Source organism: Bacillus sp. CH30_1T, assembly GCF_008364765.1.
Taxonomy (GTDB): Bacteria; Bacillota; Bacilli; order Bacillales; family Bacillaceae_B; genus Rossellomorea.
Genome location: NZ_VTUY01000003.1, coordinates 350,228 through 365,343 on the forward strand (window position 1 = coordinate 350,228; position 15,116 = coordinate 365,343).

Sequence of the window (15,116 nt, forward strand, 5' to 3'; positions counted from 1 at the left end):
TGGACCTAAAGTAATTTTCCATTTGCTTGGTTGAGTGCATCTGGAAAGATTACTTAAGCAGTACCCCTTCCTCTCTATTATCCTTTTAAAATCAACATCATATGAGTATAATAGTGTGCAGGATGGAGTGAGACTGATGCTAAATGTATTACTATTTTTACTAGCCAGACAAAAGAAAAAACAAACGCTTGAAGACATGGCGATACTAATACAAAATGGTGATGAACAAGTACTGAACATAGTCTTGGAAGACTATAAGCCATTTATAAAAAAAACGGTGTCTTCAGTCTGCAAACGATATATCTATGAAAGTGATGATGAATTTAGCATCGGTCTTATCGCGTTTCATGACGCTATCTTAAAATATAATCATCAGCGAGGGTCATCCATCATCAGTTTTTCTGAAGTAATCATCAAACGGAAAGTAATTGATTATATCAGAAAAAACGGGAAGTTTCAGGATGTGAGCATCGACATGAGTCTGGTTGAGGATGATGATGAGACCGCAAATTTAACAATCGAGCAAATCGTCTCTGTTGAAGAATATGGAAAACAGCAAGAAGGTGAGAAGAGGCGGGAAGAGATCATCTCTTTCCAAGAACATCTTTCTCACTTCAAATTATCCTTCCATGAGCTGGTAGAACAATCACCTAAGCATGAAGATGCCAGACTGAATGCCATTGACATTGCTAAAACGGTAGTGAATTCCAAAGAATTATTGGACTACCTCCTTGAAAAGAAACGATTACCCATAAAAAAATTAGAGAAACAGGTAAACGTTAGTAGAAAAACAATTGAGAGAAATAGAAAATATATTATTGCCATTACTCTTATTCTTATTGGAAATTATGTGTATTTACGGGATTACTTAAAAGGGCGGTTAGAGATATGAAAAAAGGGATCATTATGGAAATCAAACGTGATATCCTCGTTATGATGACGTCAGAAGGGGAATTTCTGACGGGAAGTAGGCAGCCCAATCAACACTATACAATAGGCGAAGAAATTCCTTTCTTTCCTTTGCATCATGAACCTGCTATGGGCAAACGATCCTTTAATTGGAATTGGAAGGTATCGACTGCATTATTAACAGCCATAATCATCGTCCTCACCCTGTTTTCAAGTGGTTTCTTACAGAGTAACCAGGCATATGCCTATGTGTCTGTCGATATAAACCCAAGTATGGAATTGACATTGAATGAAAAACAACAGGTGATAAAGATTACTCCTTACAATCAAGATGCCAAAGTGCTTCTAGAAGAGTTAGATGGCTGGGGAAACATGCATGTAAGTGAAGTGACAGAGGAAATCTTCCTCCTATGTGAAGAAATGGGATATATAAAAGAGAATCAAAATGTTCTCATCACTTCTTCATTTATTGAGGATTCAAATGATCAGCTTGAAGAAGATTTGGCTGCTGAAATAAATAAGTTTGTTCAAGAATACAGCACAGACCACAACATGAACATCACCGTGAAAGAAACATCGCAGGAAATGAGAGAAGAAGCTTCTGATAAAGGAATGACTGCAGGCTCCTTATTACGGGAAACTGAAAAAACTGAAACACCTAAACCCGTCGAGGATACAAAAAGAGAGATAAAAGACGAAGACGTCCTCAAAGAGGGAATAAAGAAAGAGAAGAGTTCTAAGGTTGAGAATCAAAAGGTTGATTTACGTTCTGTGGAGAAGAAGCAGAAACCAGAGGGTATTGAGAAATTTCAAAAAAATGATAAAACCCATTCAAATCAAAAAAAGAACCCAGAAAAGCCTTTACAGACTGAACGAAAAAACAATTCTTCTGATTATCAGCATTGGAAATCCAATGATCATTCTAATCGTGATAAAAACAAATATAGAGGAAATGCAAAATCGCATAGTCCTAAAAATAATAAAGAAGAAAATGAACGAGGTCAAGTCAGAAAAGAAGAAAAGAAACGAAATCATAACGATTGGAAAGAAGATAAGAGACGAGATCATCAAGACAGGAAAAAAGACGAGAAAAGGTATCACCAAGAACGAAAAGATAATAAAAAATATAAAGAAGATTAAAAAACGCGGCCCATTTGCAAAAATGGGTCGTTCTCATTTATAAGGGGTAGCTGGTGAATCCAGCTACCCCAAGCCAATATTATTTAGTTTGTTGTCCGGAAAGTTGAGATTGAGCTTGTTTAACCAGTCGTTTTGTAATTTCTCCTCCAACGGATCCGTTAGAGCGAGCTACAGTATCTGATCCGAGTGTCACACCAAATTCTTGAGCGATTTCATATTTCACTTGATCAAGGTATTGTTCAACACCAGGTACGAGTAATTTATTACTGCTTCTAGCCATGGTTGTTTCCTCCTTAGTAGTAGACTTGAAACAATGATGTTTCTGTAGTAGTATTATTTGTCTTATTTCTTCGAACATGAATGGTAATATTTCGCCGGAATTGTATAGTTTGTATGGGAGGAGATGAATCACTGATACATGGTGGTTTAAGCTTCATTCCTTAAAGAAAGAATAAACATATAGGAAATTATCCATTTTTCCTTTCATTCTTCGTACATATTCATTAAGATAGAAAAGGAAATAACCTTGAAAGGGAAATACACAAATGTGGTATAAACTTAGATTAAACTTGAATAAATTGACTCCAGCTCAAGTAATAGTGACCTTCTATCTTATCGCTGTAACAGTGGCAACGATTCTATTGAGCTTACCATTTGCTCATAAACCCGGGGCAGAGTGGAGTTTTATTGATGCTATTTTCACTTCCGTCAGTGCCGTGAGTGTAACCGGCTTAACGGTTGTAAGTACTGCGGATACGTTTAACACAGTAGGGATTTTCTTATTGATATTTGTTTTACAGTTCGGTGGAATTGGAATCATGACTCTTGGAACTTTTTTCTGGCTCTTGGTAGGTAAGAAAATTGGTTTGAAAGAACGACGATTGATTATGTTGGATCAAAATCAATCCAATTTGTCCGGCTTGGTCCTTTTGTTAAAACAAATACTCCTCCTCATCATTATTATTGAACTAGTAGGTGCATTCATTTTAGGGGTTTATTTTTTGAGTTATTATCCAAGTTGGCAGGAAGCTTTCATACATGGACTCTTCGCCTCTGTAAGTGCAACAACTAACGCTGGCTTTGATATCACTGGTCAGTCACTTATCCCATTTAAAAATGACTATTTTGTTCAATTTATTACCATTATTTTAATTACGTTGGGTGCAATCGGATTTCCCGTATTGATTGAAACAAAAGACTATCTATTGAATAAACAGCGAAGTAAACATCATTTTTCCTTGTTTACCAAAATTACAACCATTACTTTTGGGCTGTTGTTGGTATTTGGTACTTTGATTATTTGGTTATTCGAATATGATCAATTTTTTGCAGGAATGACATGGCATGAATCATTCTTTTATTCATTGTTTCAGTCTGCATCCACTAGGAGTGGTGGACTAGCAACCATGAATGTCGCAGAGTTCTCCACTCCGACTCTGATGGTGATGAGTGCGCTTATGTTCATCGGAGCATCCCCAAGTTCAGTTGGCGGTGGAATCAGGACGACCACTTTTGCATTAAACATCCTGTTCTTATTTCACTTTGCCAGAGGCAATCAAACGATTAAGGTTTTTAGAAGAGAGGTACATGAACAGGACATCATTAAATCTCTTGTTGTTACGATGGTGGCTGTTCTTATGTGTTTTGTGTCGGTCGTTATCTTAACGATTACAGAAGATCACAGTCTGATAGAAATAATCTTTGAAGTGGCATCGGCCTTTGGAACAACGGGTTTATCATTAGGGATTACTTCGGATTTATCTTCTGTAGGGAAGTGCATCATTATCGCGCTAATGTTCATCGGTCGTGTAGGAATACTCGCTTTCCTGTTTATGATAGGTGGAAAAGAGAAAACAACCAAATATCATTATCCAAAGGAAAGGGTCATTATTGGATAGAAAAACGATGCATGCCGCATCGTTTTTTTATTTGAGCACAGAATAGGGTACATCAAAGTAAATCCAAAGGAAGAGAATGATGGGGATGGATATAATCCATCCTACAATCGGGCTTTTATGATGAACTATGAGAACGGTGAACATCATGATATTAAATAGGATATCCCATCCCAAATGCCAGCCGTTGTGATAGGTCATCATCCCAAGTATATAGGATAATCCTTCCGTCACACCATAAATACCGGTCCACAATAGTATCCATGCAAGTTTTCCCCGGAATGTTGAGGGGAGCCTGCCGATAAAGATGGAAATAGTTGAGGTGTATTGAACAACCATTTTAGATAGTGAAATGATCGTATGATTCAGGTTGATGTGATTTCCGAATGGTGTAATTGTTTGGAATTTCCACATTGAATAGTCATATAAAAGGAATTGGGATAGTAAATCACCAATAATAAAAAACAGTAGAGTTGGATAATAGCTATAGAAATCTTTCCAATTTCCGAATTTCCACCCGAGAAGAATGTAACAAAGTAAGAAGGCAAGTATCATTTCATATCCTCATTTAGCATTTTTGCTTAGTTTTTGGTTTAATGCTTCATTTATTCAGATTTTTTCTACTAGTAATGGAATACCTTTCTCAGCCCAAATCATATTTCTTTTGGAATGGAAAGAGTATCGGGTGGGGAAAGTAAGGTTACAAAGGAGATGAGTTAATGATGAAACGTAAAGCTCAGTATAATGCTGCTGAAAAGAACAATCAAACACCTTTAAAGAATAAGCAAGAAGCAGAATTCTCCGCTGAATTCTCACAAGGAGAAGATCCTGCGAAGGGAAAGAATAGAAACTCTTCTCAAGGTATGAAGGGTAGAAGCTGATGAAGGATAAAAAACAATCTTCCCGTGAAGAGTTTGGTCAGGAATTTGGAGATGTTAATGCCGCTAAGATTCTGGAAGTGACACAAAAACAGCCAAAAGCAAAAGAAGACAAGAAAAAATGTTAAGCGAACTGCTTAACATTTTTTCTTGTTTATAGTGAAACAGATTGTTGGCCAAACTCAAATACGGTAGATTGACCTGAGGCTGGTTCAAAATAAGCTAATACATACTGATCTTGTCCATCCTTCGACTGAATCGTTTCAAGGAGTGTATGCTTATACAATTCTTTTTCATTTAAGTTTAGCCGAGTGAAAGCGTCACCTACGATGGATGGTTGTGCCAGCAAGGTTTGATAAATAGCAGACCTTTCTTCTTTCGTCAGTTCATGTGTCCACCAAGGCTTTCTTGGTTTGTACTTCTGATTCTCTAAATAATCCAGTTTCATTAGACCTTCAATAATCGAAACGTTATAGCTTGTTTTTGTATATAAAAACTCATGCAGTCTTTTAAACAAATCCTCCAGTTGATGTCCGATTCTTGACCAACCACGGTTTTCCCAGTACGAGCCGAATAGTTGGAAGAAATCAAATGGGGTTTCAAAGCATTCGGTCACCAGATATTCGATCGTCCGATCCATACGATGATCGTTCCAATACTTTTCTAATACATCTTCAACCTGTTTGATCCTAACGATATCATCAAAGGATAATACATTGTTGCCAAGGATCTCATAGGGTGAATGGTCCATGTAAGTATATTGATGGTCGTTGGCACGAATCCTTAAGCCCGTACCACGAAGCATCTTCAGGAATCCTAATTGAAGTTCCTCTGGACGCAGTTCAAATACATCATTGAAGGTTTTCCGGAATGAATTGTAATCCTCTTCAGGCAGGCCGGCAATCAAATCCAGATGCTGATCGATCTTTCCTCCATCCTTGACCATCGTAACGGTTCTTGTAAGTTTAGAGTAATTTTGTTTTCTCATCACAAGATCATTCGTTTCGTCATTTGTTGATTGAATTCCAATTTCAAAACGAAATAACCCTGCTGGGGCATTTTCGTTAAGGAATTCAATGACTTCCGGTCTCATGATGTCTGCTGTGATTTCAAATTGAAAGACGATTCCAGGCAAGTGTTCGTCGATTAGAAATTGAAACATTTCCATGGCATAGCTTCGGCTGATATTGAACGTACGATCCACAAATTTAATTGTTTTTGCGCCATTTTTCATTAAGAATCGAATGTCATCTTTTACCTTTTCTCTGTCAAAGTAACGTACACCTACTTCGATCGAAGAGAGGCAGAATTGACAACGGAAGGGACAACCTCTGCTTGTCTCGATATACGTAACCCTCTTACCTAATTGAGGCAGGTCTTCTTGAAAGCGAAACGGTGAGGGTACTTCTCTTAAATCAATTTTATTCTGCTGCGGCTTTATGACCGGTTTTCCATCTACTAAGTATGCCACCCCATGGACCTTTGAAAAGTCCCTATCGCCATCCAATTCATCCAATAACTGCTTAAAGGATTCTTCCCCTTCACCGATAACGATAAAGTCAACGTCTTGAAGCCGCTCCAACCAGTAGGGAACATCATATGTTACTTCTGGTCCTCCTAGGACGATGGTTACTTCAGGCAGGATTTTGCGAAGGATCTTGATCACTTTGATCGTCTCTTCGATATTCCAAATGTAACAGCTGAATCCTATAATATCAGGTTTTTTCGAGAACAAGTCACTAGCGACGTTAAGAGTGGGATCCTTAATGGTGTATTCAGCCAATTCTATCTCATGTTCAGGCTCTGCAAAGGCCTTGAGACAACGAATGGCAAGATTGGTGTGAATATATTTTGCATTTAACGTACTTAAAACGACTTTCTTCATAAATAAGCTCCTTTTATACTAAGCTCACTTGATGGACCATGTGAACCATTGTAAACCATATTTTCCAACATATACGAGTTGTTCGTACATCTAATCCAAACCGTACTGATTATCATTTTATCTAAGGAAGAGAGAAAGCTCAATGTTTGTCTAGAATGAATTTAAATTTATTGTAAGTATTAGAAGGAATTTAAGGAAAAGTTACGAATAGTATAATAAAATGAATAGTTTTTTGAAAATTGTGTAGAAGATGATCAATATATACCTTAAGAGAATAGATTCTGATGAAAAGGGACTGACCCGTGTCTGCTATTGGGTCAGCCCTTTCTAGTGAGGTTTATCTTGTATTCATTTCTCTTTTTGAAAGAAGTTTTTGGAGCTTGGTTGATTTAAACTCGACTATCGGTTGCGTTATGCTTGTGAAAAACTTTGTCGAGAAAATCATTGTCAGAACCAATGACACACCGAGTAAGATTAATAAACTCGTAGTGGGATCTATTGTATCCTTCAGCTGGCTTTCCCGGAATAAGCGTATAAGAAAGCCGTGCAGCAAGTATACATATAGCGTGTTTTTGCCCCATTTAGTGAAGAATTGTCTTTTCGTAGGGACAAAGGTAAAGAAGCTAAAGATCATCACAACGTTCAGCATGTAAACAAACGCCCTGACAGCTAAACTAACGGCGTTGTTCCCTTCGAAGTCTCCATAAGGCTTAGAGCCAAGTAACCATTTATCGGAGAATTCAGGGATGAAATACATTCCTAAAAATACGAGAATAAATAATGTTCCTGCCACTATACGTGCTTTACTCGTTTTAAAATATTCGAAGTGCTCCTTCTCCAAATAATAGCCCATCAAGAAAATCGGAAAGAAAACAAATGTTCTGGACAGGCTAAGATAGTTTGAAATCACATCAGCAAATCCTACAAGCAGCCCAATTGAGAAAGCTATTGTCAATCCGATGCCGGGCTTGAACTTAAACCACTTGATGAAAACATACAATAATGCGTTCCAACAGAATAAGCTGATGAGGAACCATAATGACCAGTGCGGATTAAGGGGATCGACTTCAAATGTTGATTTTTGATAAAGAAAATAGTAATACACCGTGTAGATCAATTGAAACACAATGTAAGGAAGAATTAATTTTTTCGCCAGTTTTTGAATATATCCCTTTTTATAAAATCCTTTTGCGAAAAACCCTGCCACAAGAATAAAGGCTGGCATGTGGAAGGTGTAAATCGTTTTGTACAGAGAAAGGATAAATGGATCGCTTTCTATATAGGACCGGATCAAATGTCCGAATACAACCAGGAAGATCAAAATGAATTTGGCATTGTCGAAGTAATAGTCACGCTGTTTCATATCTTCACCATCTCTTAGAATAGATTTATCCTAATTCATTCTTACCCTAGGATACAATGAGTAAAACATGAATTTCACTGTTAATTATCACCAATAGTATGGGAAGCTATGCGGACTCTATAATGACCTGAGCCAATAGTCGTCTTTTAAAATAGTAGGGGGATGAGGAAATGACTAATAGTAGTAATTTACAGAAAGAGTTGAATAAGGAAGAATGTCATCCCGTCGATAGGGAAATTTGCTTAGCATCACCCATGCCGATGTTCGTGATCAATAAAGAGTTGAAAATTGTCTTTGCCAATGGAGAAGCATGTGAAACACTGCAGACCACGAAAGATAGGATTGTAGGCACACTGTTCAGTAACTTTTTTTCTTCAGTTCCGGCCCCGATTGTGGCTCATTATAAGGAAGTAATGGAAACCGGAAAGAACCTTGAAGATGAAACCTTAATGAATATTAGTGATAAGAAAATCATCCATATTGAACTATTGCTTAAAAAATCGATCATTTCTCCTAATGCCTATTTGTATTTCAAAGATGTAACGGCACTAAAGGAAAAAGAGCGGAAAGATCATATGAATGTCCATTTGTTATCGAATATTTTTCAAAATGCATCAGAAGGAATCGTTCTCTTTGATATAGAAGGAAATATTAACGACGTGAATCAGGCGTTCAGTTCACAAGTCGGATTGGAAAAGGATGAAATCACAAACAGGAACATAAGCTCATTTATCCCTAAAAGTGCGCATTATAAGGTTAAAAAGATAAAAAAACTGATTTCTCAAAACAAAAAAGCCCGTGGGGAAATTCCAATAAAAAAATCACACAGCATTTCAATTGTGGAATTTACCACAAGTCCGTATGTGCATCACAAGCTTCATATGGCCATTCTTAGGGATGTAACCGAGAAGAGGCAGATGGAGATTCAATTAAAACGAAACGAAGAGTTGTTTAAAGGTTTATTTGAAGAAGCGATTGATGCGATCGTGTTATGGGATCAGGATGGCAGAGTACTTAAAGCGAACTCTTCTGCTCTGAAGATCTTTGAATGCTCCCTTTCAGAGCTTCTTTCAAAGAGGATCCGTGACTTTGTTTATCCTCTGGAAAGCCAAAAGTTTGATTTAGTCATGGAACAGTTAAACAGGAGCGGTGCAGTAAGGGATGAAGTACTGTTTCTGATGCCTAACAATCAGTTAAAGCATTTGGAATTCACTTCTAAACTTCATTCCGTTGATGGGTATAACATGACGATCTTCAGGAATGTCAGTGAGCGTTATCAAATGGAAAAGGAACTACGAGAAAGCGAGGAGAGGTTCAGGAAGATTTTCGAAGGTTCACTGGATGGCCTGATTCTTACCAATCACAATTATGTTGTCGTAGACGCAAATCCTGAAGTGAGTAAGATCATTGACATCGAGAAAGACCACCTAATCGGTAAAGATGTACGTGAAATTTTGAATATAGAACCCGGTGAAGAGCCCTATGATGAATACTTACAACAATTGAAAGAAGACGGGCAGGCGACATTTTTAAAAACATTGACTTCTCATAGGGATAAGGTTCAATACATTGAGCTTTCATCCAAGTACAATTTACTCTCTAATTTAAATCTAACGATCATTCGTGACATTACAGAACAAATTGAAATGCAGGAGCAGTTGAGAAAGTCTGATACATTGAGTGTGGTTGGGGAGCTTGCTGCAGGGATTGCCCACGAAATCAGAAATCCAATGACCGCCCTTAAAGGCTTTATTCAATTGTTGGAAAATAGTGTGGGTCAAGATCATGAGATGTACTTCAATGTGATTACTTCTGAGTTTCAGCGAATTGAATCCATCATTACTGAGTTCCTGGTATTGGCAAAGCCACAGGCGATTCAATATCAAGAAACGAATTTAATCAGGATCATGAAAGATACTGTTGAACTATTAAGTGCTCAGGCAGTCATGCATAATGTGCAGTATGAGGAGAGTTACCAAGCGGACCTCCCAACCATCATCGCAGAGCCCAATCAGTTAAAGCAGGTATTCATTAATGTCATCAAGAATGCTATTGAAGTCATGACGGACGGTGGATTCATTTCCATCCGGATCCAAGAGACGGATGATGAAATGATTCACATTCGCATAAAAGACCAGGGGGGCGGGATATCAAAGGATAAGATTAAAAAGCTTGGTGAACCTTTTTACACAACGAAGGAACGGGGAACTGGACTTGGCCTGATGGTAAGCTTTAAAATTATTAAAGAGCATAAAGGAAGCGTTCAGGTTGAGAGTATCGTCGGGGAAGGAACGATCTTCCACATTTATCTCCCTAAATCGTAAAGGAGTCCTGTATAATGTCATATGATTCTATTGTAATGGAGAGCCCGATTGGAAAGTTAGAACTTCAAGCGGATCAGAGCCATCTAATTTTGGTGCAATTTTTAGAAAGTGATTCACGAGAAGATTTTTACACTGAGAATCCAATATTAATAAGAGCACAAGAACAGATCACGGAATTCTTTAAGGGGGAGAGAAGAGAATTCGATCTTCCTCTAAAGATAGAGGGAACGGCTTTTCAGAAGGATGTATGGAACACTCTGCAACAGATTCCATTTGGTGAAACCCGGTCTTATCAGGATGTAGCCCTAGCGATTCAAAGACCTAAAGCTGTCAGGGCGGTAGGGCAAGCAAATAAAGCAAACCGTTTCCCCATCATCATCCCATGTCACCGTGTCATCGGAAAGAATAATACACTTACAGGCTATGCCGGTAAGCAGGTTGATAAGAAAGAAACCTTATTGTTGTTAGAAAAATAGAATGAAAAACAGGCATTCTCCCAGGGAGGATGCCTGTTTTATTAATTCGTGATTGATTCCTTATTCTATTTAGACTATTATCTAATTAGATAGTAATCTAATCAGAGAGGCGGAGACATGTTTTGCAATTAAGTAAACAGGTGGCTTTTCATAAGACGATGGGGGATCCGACCCGGATTAAGATTGTCTATTTGCTGGCGTCAGAAAGCTTGCACGTAGGAGCCATTGCGGGAAAACTGGGACTCACCGCACCGACAATATCCCATCACCTAACGAAACTCAAAGAGTGCAACCTTGTATATTCACGAAGAGAGAAGAACACGGTTTACTACTATTTGAATAAAAAAGTCCTGAGTCATCATGGAAATGTCCTTCATCAGTTTGCTCAGGGAGAGGAAGGGGAAAGTGTGATGTCAGAGAAGCTATTGAAAGAAAAACAAAAGGTGATGAATAATTTCTTGGACAAGAATGGACGGATCAAAACGATTCCTTCTCAACAAAAGAAGAAATTATTTATTTTGGAACATATGGTGGAAGGATTAAAGGTGGGAGAAAAATATAAGGAAAAAGATTTGAATGAATATATTCAGCAATTTCATGAAGATTTTGCAACCTTAAGAAGAGAATTTATCATTCATCAGTTTATGTACCGAGAAAATAGCATTTATGAAGTGAATCCGAGGGAAATGTGGGCGTCGACAAAGTTATTCAGGGAATAAGATGAATGCCAAAAGAAGAGCAATAGTAAGCTCTTCTTTTGGCTATTGTTTTACACCTATGGTTTGTTGAATACTTTCCTCGAAGTGAGGGTACAGGACACCTTTTTCTGTGATGATGCCGGTAATCAGTTCATGAGAAGTAACATCGAATGCTGGATTATAAACAGGAATGTTTTCTGGCGCAATCAGCTTCCCGCCGACCGTCGTAATCTCTTCCCGGTTTCGCTCTTCAATGGGAATGTCGTTTCCATTGAAGCTGGATAGATCGAATGTGGAAGAAGGAGCAGCGACATAAAAGGGTATATTGAAATGTTTACACAAGATGGCAAGCATGGATGTTCCGATTTTATTTGCGGTATCCCCGTTGGCAGAAATCCGGTCAGCCCCGACAATCACGGCTTCTACACCTTTTTCTTTCATGGTATGGGCAGCCATGCTATCTGTGATGAGGGTGACATCTACTCCTGATTGCTGTAACTCCCAAGATGTCAGACGGGCTCCTTGCAGAACGGGCCGTGTCTCACATGCATAAACCTGAAACACTTTTCCCTTTTCTCTTCCTAAATGAAAAGGGGCCAATGCTGTACCGTATTTACTCGTTGCAATAGACCCGGCATTACAGATGGTCATCACGATTTTTTTATCCTTCAATACACTCAAACCATTTTCCCCTATTTGACGGCACACTGCCTCGTCCTCTGCATGAAGTTGGATGGCAGCATGGAGTAAATTGGTTTTAGCTTCATTAATAGTAGAAACATTCTCGAATGCCTTTTCTAAGCGGTTCAAAGCCCAAACCAGGTTGACTGCTGTAGGGCGTGAATCGGCAAGATATTTTTTGTCTAGTTGAAACAGGTCGATGAATTCTTCTAACGTTTTCACTTCATACTGACATGCAGACTGGGCTAAACCGTAAGCAGCCGTGATGCCAATGGCAGGTGCACCTCTCACTTTTAGTGTGATAATCGCATCATAATACTCTTCAATGGTCGTCAATTTAATGTACTCCGCTATGTTAGGCAGTTTTTGTTGATTAAGGATCAGTAAATAATCTTCATGCCACTCTAGTGAAGTTGGAATGGTCAGTGTTTGTGTCATGATAATCTCCTTTTTGGTTATTCAGAATGAGACTTTAATACGGACAGAAGCTCTTCAATCGAATGGATCTGTTTTCGTTTTATTATCAGTTCCTTACCGAGTGTCAAGCAGGTTCGCTTTGCCTGTAATCTTCGTTCTTTATCCGGGATGCCATCCAGATCTTCTACATGAGCGAGGCCGATCGTTCTTCTGATGCATTCACATCCTGCAAAGCCGATGCTGTCTTGAAAGCTCTTCTCCAATACATATTCAAGGTAGCCATTCACTTTCGTGTAGGCGTCTCCGCTTTCCTTCCAATGCTTGGAGAACTCAGTGGAGAAGACGTTCCAGGTATTCTCAATGTGATAGAGAATCGTTTCCTTCTCTTCAGGTTTTGAAATGGCCTGGAAAATAAGGTTGGCAATAAACTGTCCAATATCAAAGCCAATCGGTCCATAAAAGGCAAACTCGGGATCAATTACTTTCGTTTGATTCTTATCTACAAAGATGCTTCCCGTATGAAGATCTCCATGAAGAAGTGCTTCTCCTTCAGTAAGAAAGCTCTTTTTCAATTTGGCCACTTCAAGCTTCAAGGTGAAATCATCCCATAAATGTTGGACATCCTGGGAAAGCTCTTCTTCAAAATCATTGTTTTCACTGTTGAAAAAAGGGTCCGTGAATACTAGGTCCTCAGTGATTTTACACAACTCAGGATTTGAAAATTCTTTCACGTACTCCTTTTTCTTAAAAGGATGAAGGGCATAATCAGAGGTGAAATATAAGGTATTAGCTAAAAATGTTCCAATGTCATGGGAGAGCCTGGGATACTTTTCCCCTTTGATAAGGCCGACCCGGGCAATGGTCAGTGCACTCAGGTCTTCCATGACTGTAATCGCAAGTGTCGGATCAGAGTAGTACACTTCAGGAACGAGATCCCCTACAAATGATTGCTGAAGCTTAAGGGCACTCGCTTCTATTCTTGCCCGTTCGATTGTCAAGGGCCAGCTTTCGCCTACAACCTTCGCATATGGAAGGGCTTGTTTGATGATGATTCCTTTACCTGTTCCCCGTTCTAATACTCGAAAGACCAGATTTAAATTTCCGTCTCCAATTTCTTCACACGTTAAGAGAGTGCCGTCCTCAAAAATTCTTAAGCCAATCGCCAGTGCAATTGCCGCCTGTTCAGTTAGTGGTTGATATGCATTGAGTTTCGTAATTGCCATCATCGTTCCTCCTTATATTACAGACTTATGAAAGACTGTGTTGTGGAGGCTTTTCCGTGGCATAAGAAAAGCCTCTTTCATGTTCGAAAGAGGCTTGAAGAAGGTATCTTCGTCGCCTCTTATCTCTCAGAAAGACTATCTTTCTGTTGGAATTAGCACCGTGCCTTACTGGATCATTCAATCCGGCGCATGCTACGCCCCGTTATACAACGGTATTATGGTCGGTTGCTGGGCTTCATAGGGCCAAATCCCTCAGCCAGCTCTTGATAAGAGTTGCGTTAACTATTTAATTAAACTTTCAGAATGTTTCATTTGATTTGAATAGTACCATCGAAGTATTTTCCATGTCAACATTTTTATTGGAAAAATAACCTTTCTAATAAAAATCCGGTCTTCGATCTTGGAATATCGGAATCTTCTTTCGGACCTTTTCTACTTCCTGTAAATTGATTTCAGCCGTAACCAATTCTTCCATTTGCGATCCCTTTGAAAGAATTTCCCCCCATGGATCAATGATGAGGGAACAACCGCCAAATTCATTGTTCGGGTCACTTCCCACCCGGTTGCAGGCAATCACGAAGCATTGGTTTTCAATCGCTCTTGCCCTTAAGAGGGTCTGCCAGTGATCAATTCGTGCTGCAGGCCACTCTGCTACGACAAAAACAACCTTGGCACCTAGTAGAACTTGTTTTCTGAACCATTCCGGGAAACGGATGTCGTAACAAATCAATCCGGCCATCTCTGTGTCTTGAAGGGTGAAGATGCCATCTTCATGCCCAGGAAGTAAATAATGATGTTCATCCATTAATTTAAACAAGTGGAGCTTCGAATACTGTTTCACCAACTTGCCTTTTGAATTGGTGACTAAAAGGGTATTGGACACCCCATCCTGCTTTTTCTGCGCAACAGAACCACCTACAATGTGAATAGAATATTTCTTTGATAGGGCAGACAGGAAGGAGGTAGAGTCTTTTGCTCCTTCATCAGCGATTTCATCCATTCTTGTAAGGTCATATCCAGTCGTCCACAGCTCAGGGAGCACAACAGTATTACAGCCGTAGTCACTTGCTTTTTCAACCCATTGTTCTACTTTTTTCTTGTTTTCTTCGGGATGTCCGAACACAATATCCATCTGTGCAAGACCTATCTTTTGAATCATTTCGTTCACCTCATTAAGGACTTTTTGGAATTTATTCCTTTACATTCTTTACTTTCCGTTATATCATT

Annotated in this window: 15 protein-coding genes and 1 riboswitch; of the genes, 8 read left to right on the plus strand and 7 right to left on the minus strand. The window is 38.9% G+C overall.

What is annotated here, in order from left to right; all coding sequences use genetic code 11:
- Positions 1-136: 136 nt before the first annotated feature.
- Both sigI and F0342_RS07235 read left to right on the plus strand, forming a co-directional pair.
- Positions 137-892: an RNA polymerase sigma factor SigI gene (gene sigI / locus F0342_RS07230; protein WP_149155302.1), complete on the plus strand. Its 756-nt coding sequence runs from the start codon at positions 137-139 to the stop codon at positions 890-892.
- Positions 889-2,049, plus strand: a complete 1,161-nt coding sequence (locus F0342_RS07235; RefSeq protein ID WP_149155303.1) for an anti-sigma factor domain-containing protein — start codon at positions 889-891, stop codon at positions 2,047-2,049. The genes sigI and F0342_RS07235 overlap by 4 nt, the downstream gene beginning before the upstream one ends.
- A 79-nt stretch (positions 2,050-2,128) precedes the next feature.
- Here F0342_RS07235 and F0342_RS07240 read toward each other — a convergent pair whose 3' ends face one another.
- Positions 2,129-2,329 carry an alpha/beta-type small acid-soluble spore protein gene (locus F0342_RS07240; protein ID WP_044337619.1) on the minus strand — a complete coding sequence of 67 codons (201 nt, stop codon included), beginning with the start codon at positions 2,327-2,329 and terminating at the stop codon, positions 2,129-2,131.
- Between the two features lie 265 nt (positions 2,330-2,594).
- Here F0342_RS07240 and F0342_RS07245 point away from each other — a divergent pair, with 265 nt between their 5' ends.
- On the plus strand, positions 2,595-3,947 hold the full coding sequence (locus tag F0342_RS07245) for a TrkH family potassium uptake protein (RefSeq protein WP_149155304.1): 1,353 nt from the start codon (positions 2,595-2,597) through the stop codon (positions 3,945-3,947).
- Between the two features lie 27 nt (positions 3,948-3,974).
- Here F0342_RS07245 and F0342_RS07250 read toward each other — a convergent pair whose 3' ends face one another.
- Entirely contained in the window at positions 3,975-4,499 is a 525-nt protein-coding gene (locus F0342_RS07250) for a hypothetical protein (protein WP_149155305.1), read from the minus strand.
- Between the two features lie 164 nt (positions 4,500-4,663).
- Here F0342_RS07250 and F0342_RS24760 point away from each other — a divergent pair, with 164 nt between their 5' ends.
- Both F0342_RS24760 and F0342_RS25335 read left to right on the plus strand, forming a co-directional pair.
- Positions 4,664-4,825, plus strand: a complete 162-nt coding sequence (locus tag F0342_RS24760) for a hypothetical protein (RefSeq protein WP_188048447.1) — start codon at positions 4,664-4,666, stop codon at positions 4,823-4,825.
- Entirely contained in the window at positions 4,825-4,950 is a 126-nt protein-coding gene (locus F0342_RS25335) for a hypothetical protein (RefSeq protein ID WP_262481665.1), read from the plus strand. Before F0342_RS24760 ends, F0342_RS25335 begins: the two co-directional genes overlap by 1 nt.
- A 26-nt stretch (positions 4,951-4,976) precedes the next feature.
- Here F0342_RS25335 and F0342_RS07255 read toward each other — a convergent pair whose 3' ends face one another.
- On the minus strand, positions 4,977-6,707 hold the full coding sequence (locus F0342_RS07255) for a B12-binding domain-containing radical SAM protein (RefSeq protein ID WP_149155306.1): 1,731 nt from the start codon (positions 6,705-6,707) through the stop codon (positions 4,977-4,979).
- 337 nt (positions 6,708-7,044) lie between these two features.
- Positions 7,045-8,070, minus strand: coding sequence for an acyltransferase family protein (locus tag F0342_RS07260; protein ID WP_149155307.1), 1,026 nt, complete (start codon positions 8,068-8,070; stop codon positions 7,045-7,047).
- Between the two features lie 170 nt (positions 8,071-8,240).
- On the opposite strand from F0342_RS07260, the gene F0342_RS07265 reads away from it, so the two are divergent.
- The 3 genes from F0342_RS07265 (at position 8,241) to F0342_RS07275 (ending at position 11,589) form a co-directional block, all read left to right on the plus strand.
- A complete protein-coding gene (locus F0342_RS07265) occupies positions 8,241-10,394 on the plus strand; it encodes a PAS domain S-box protein (protein ID WP_149155308.1) in 2,154 nt (717 codons plus the stop codon).
- A 14-nt stretch (positions 10,395-10,408) separates the two neighbouring features.
- Positions 10,409-10,870 (plus strand): methylated-DNA--[protein]-cysteine S-methyltransferase, encoded by a 462-nt coding sequence (locus F0342_RS07270; RefSeq protein ID WP_149155309.1) that lies wholly within the window; start codon positions 10,409-10,411, stop codon positions 10,868-10,870.
- A 122-nt stretch (positions 10,871-10,992) separates the two neighbouring features.
- Positions 10,993-11,589 carry a DUF2087 domain-containing protein gene (locus tag F0342_RS07275; RefSeq protein ID WP_149155310.1) on the plus strand — a complete coding sequence of 199 codons (597 nt, stop codon included), beginning with the start codon at positions 10,993-10,995 and terminating at the stop codon, positions 11,587-11,589.
- Positions 11,590-11,631: 42 nt separating this feature from the next.
- Here the strand turns inward: F0342_RS07275 and mtnA are convergent, their stop codons facing one another.
- The 3 genes from mtnA to F0342_RS07290 all read right to left on the minus strand — a co-directional run bounded on the left by mtnA (position 11,632) and on the right by F0342_RS07290 (position 15,048).
- Entirely contained in the window at positions 11,632-12,687 is a 1,056-nt protein-coding gene (mtnA, locus tag F0342_RS07280; protein ID WP_149155311.1) for an S-methyl-5-thioribose-1-phosphate isomerase, read from the minus strand.
- A 17-nt stretch (positions 12,688-12,704) separates the two neighbouring features.
- Positions 12,705-13,889: an S-methyl-5-thioribose kinase gene (mtnK, locus tag F0342_RS07285; RefSeq protein ID WP_149155312.1), complete on the minus strand. Its 1,185-nt coding sequence runs from the start codon at positions 13,887-13,889 to the stop codon at positions 12,705-12,707.
- A gap of 116 nt (positions 13,890-14,005) precedes the next feature.
- Positions 14,006-14,162: riboswitch (SAM riboswitch) on the minus strand.
- Between the two features lie 103 nt (positions 14,163-14,265).
- A complete protein-coding gene (locus F0342_RS07290; protein WP_149155313.1) occupies positions 14,266-15,048 on the minus strand; it encodes a carbon-nitrogen family hydrolase in 783 nt (260 codons plus the stop codon).
- Between the last annotated feature and the right edge of the window lie 68 nt (positions 15,049-15,116).

What these genes read in the sequence shown, in the direction of transcription:
- sigI (WP_149155302.1), top strand. Translation starts at nt 137, where the DNA reads ATGCTAAATGTATTACTATTTTTACTAGCCAGACAAAAGAAAAAACAA.
- F0342_RS07235 (WP_149155303.1), top strand. Translation starts at nt 889, where the DNA reads ATGAAAAAAGGGATCATTATGGAAATCAAACGTGATATCCTCGTTATG.
- F0342_RS07240 (WP_044337619.1), bottom strand. Translation starts at nt 2,329, where the DNA reads ATGGCTAGAAGCAGTAATAAATTACTCGTACCTGGTGTTGAACAATAC.
- F0342_RS07245 (WP_149155304.1), top strand. Translation starts at nt 2,595, where the DNA reads ATGTGGTATAAACTTAGATTAAACTTGAATAAATTGACTCCAGCTCAA.
- F0342_RS07250 (WP_149155305.1), bottom strand. Translation starts at nt 4,499, where the DNA reads ATGATACTTGCCTTCTTACTTTGTTACATTCTTCTCGGGTGGAAATTC.
- F0342_RS24760 (WP_188048447.1), top strand. Translation starts at nt 4,664, where the DNA reads ATGATGAAACGTAAAGCTCAGTATAATGCTGCTGAAAAGAACAATCAA.
- F0342_RS25335 (WP_262481665.1), top strand. Translation starts at nt 4,825, where the DNA reads ATGAAGGATAAAAAACAATCTTCCCGTGAAGAGTTTGGTCAGGAATTT.
- F0342_RS07255 (WP_149155306.1), bottom strand. Translation starts at nt 6,707, where the DNA reads ATGAAGAAAGTCGTTTTAAGTACGTTAAATGCAAAATATATTCACACC.
- F0342_RS07260 (WP_149155307.1), bottom strand. Translation starts at nt 8,070, where the DNA reads ATGAAACAGCGTGACTATTACTTCGACAATGCCAAATTCATTTTGATC.
- F0342_RS07265 (WP_149155308.1), top strand. Translation starts at nt 8,241, where the DNA reads ATGACTAATAGTAGTAATTTACAGAAAGAGTTGAATAAGGAAGAATGT.
- F0342_RS07270 (WP_149155309.1), top strand. Translation starts at nt 10,409, where the DNA reads ATGTCATATGATTCTATTGTAATGGAGAGCCCGATTGGAAAGTTAGAA.
- mtnA (WP_149155311.1), bottom strand. Translation starts at nt 12,687, where the DNA reads ATGACACAAACACTGACCATTCCAACTTCACTAGAGTGGCATGAAGAT.
- mtnK (WP_149155312.1), bottom strand. Translation starts at nt 13,889, where the DNA reads ATGGCAATTACGAAACTCAATGCATATCAACCACTAACTGAACAGGCG.
- F0342_RS07290 (WP_149155313.1), bottom strand. Translation starts at nt 15,048, where the DNA reads ATGATTCAAAAGATAGGTCTTGCACAGATGGATATTGTGTTCGGACAT.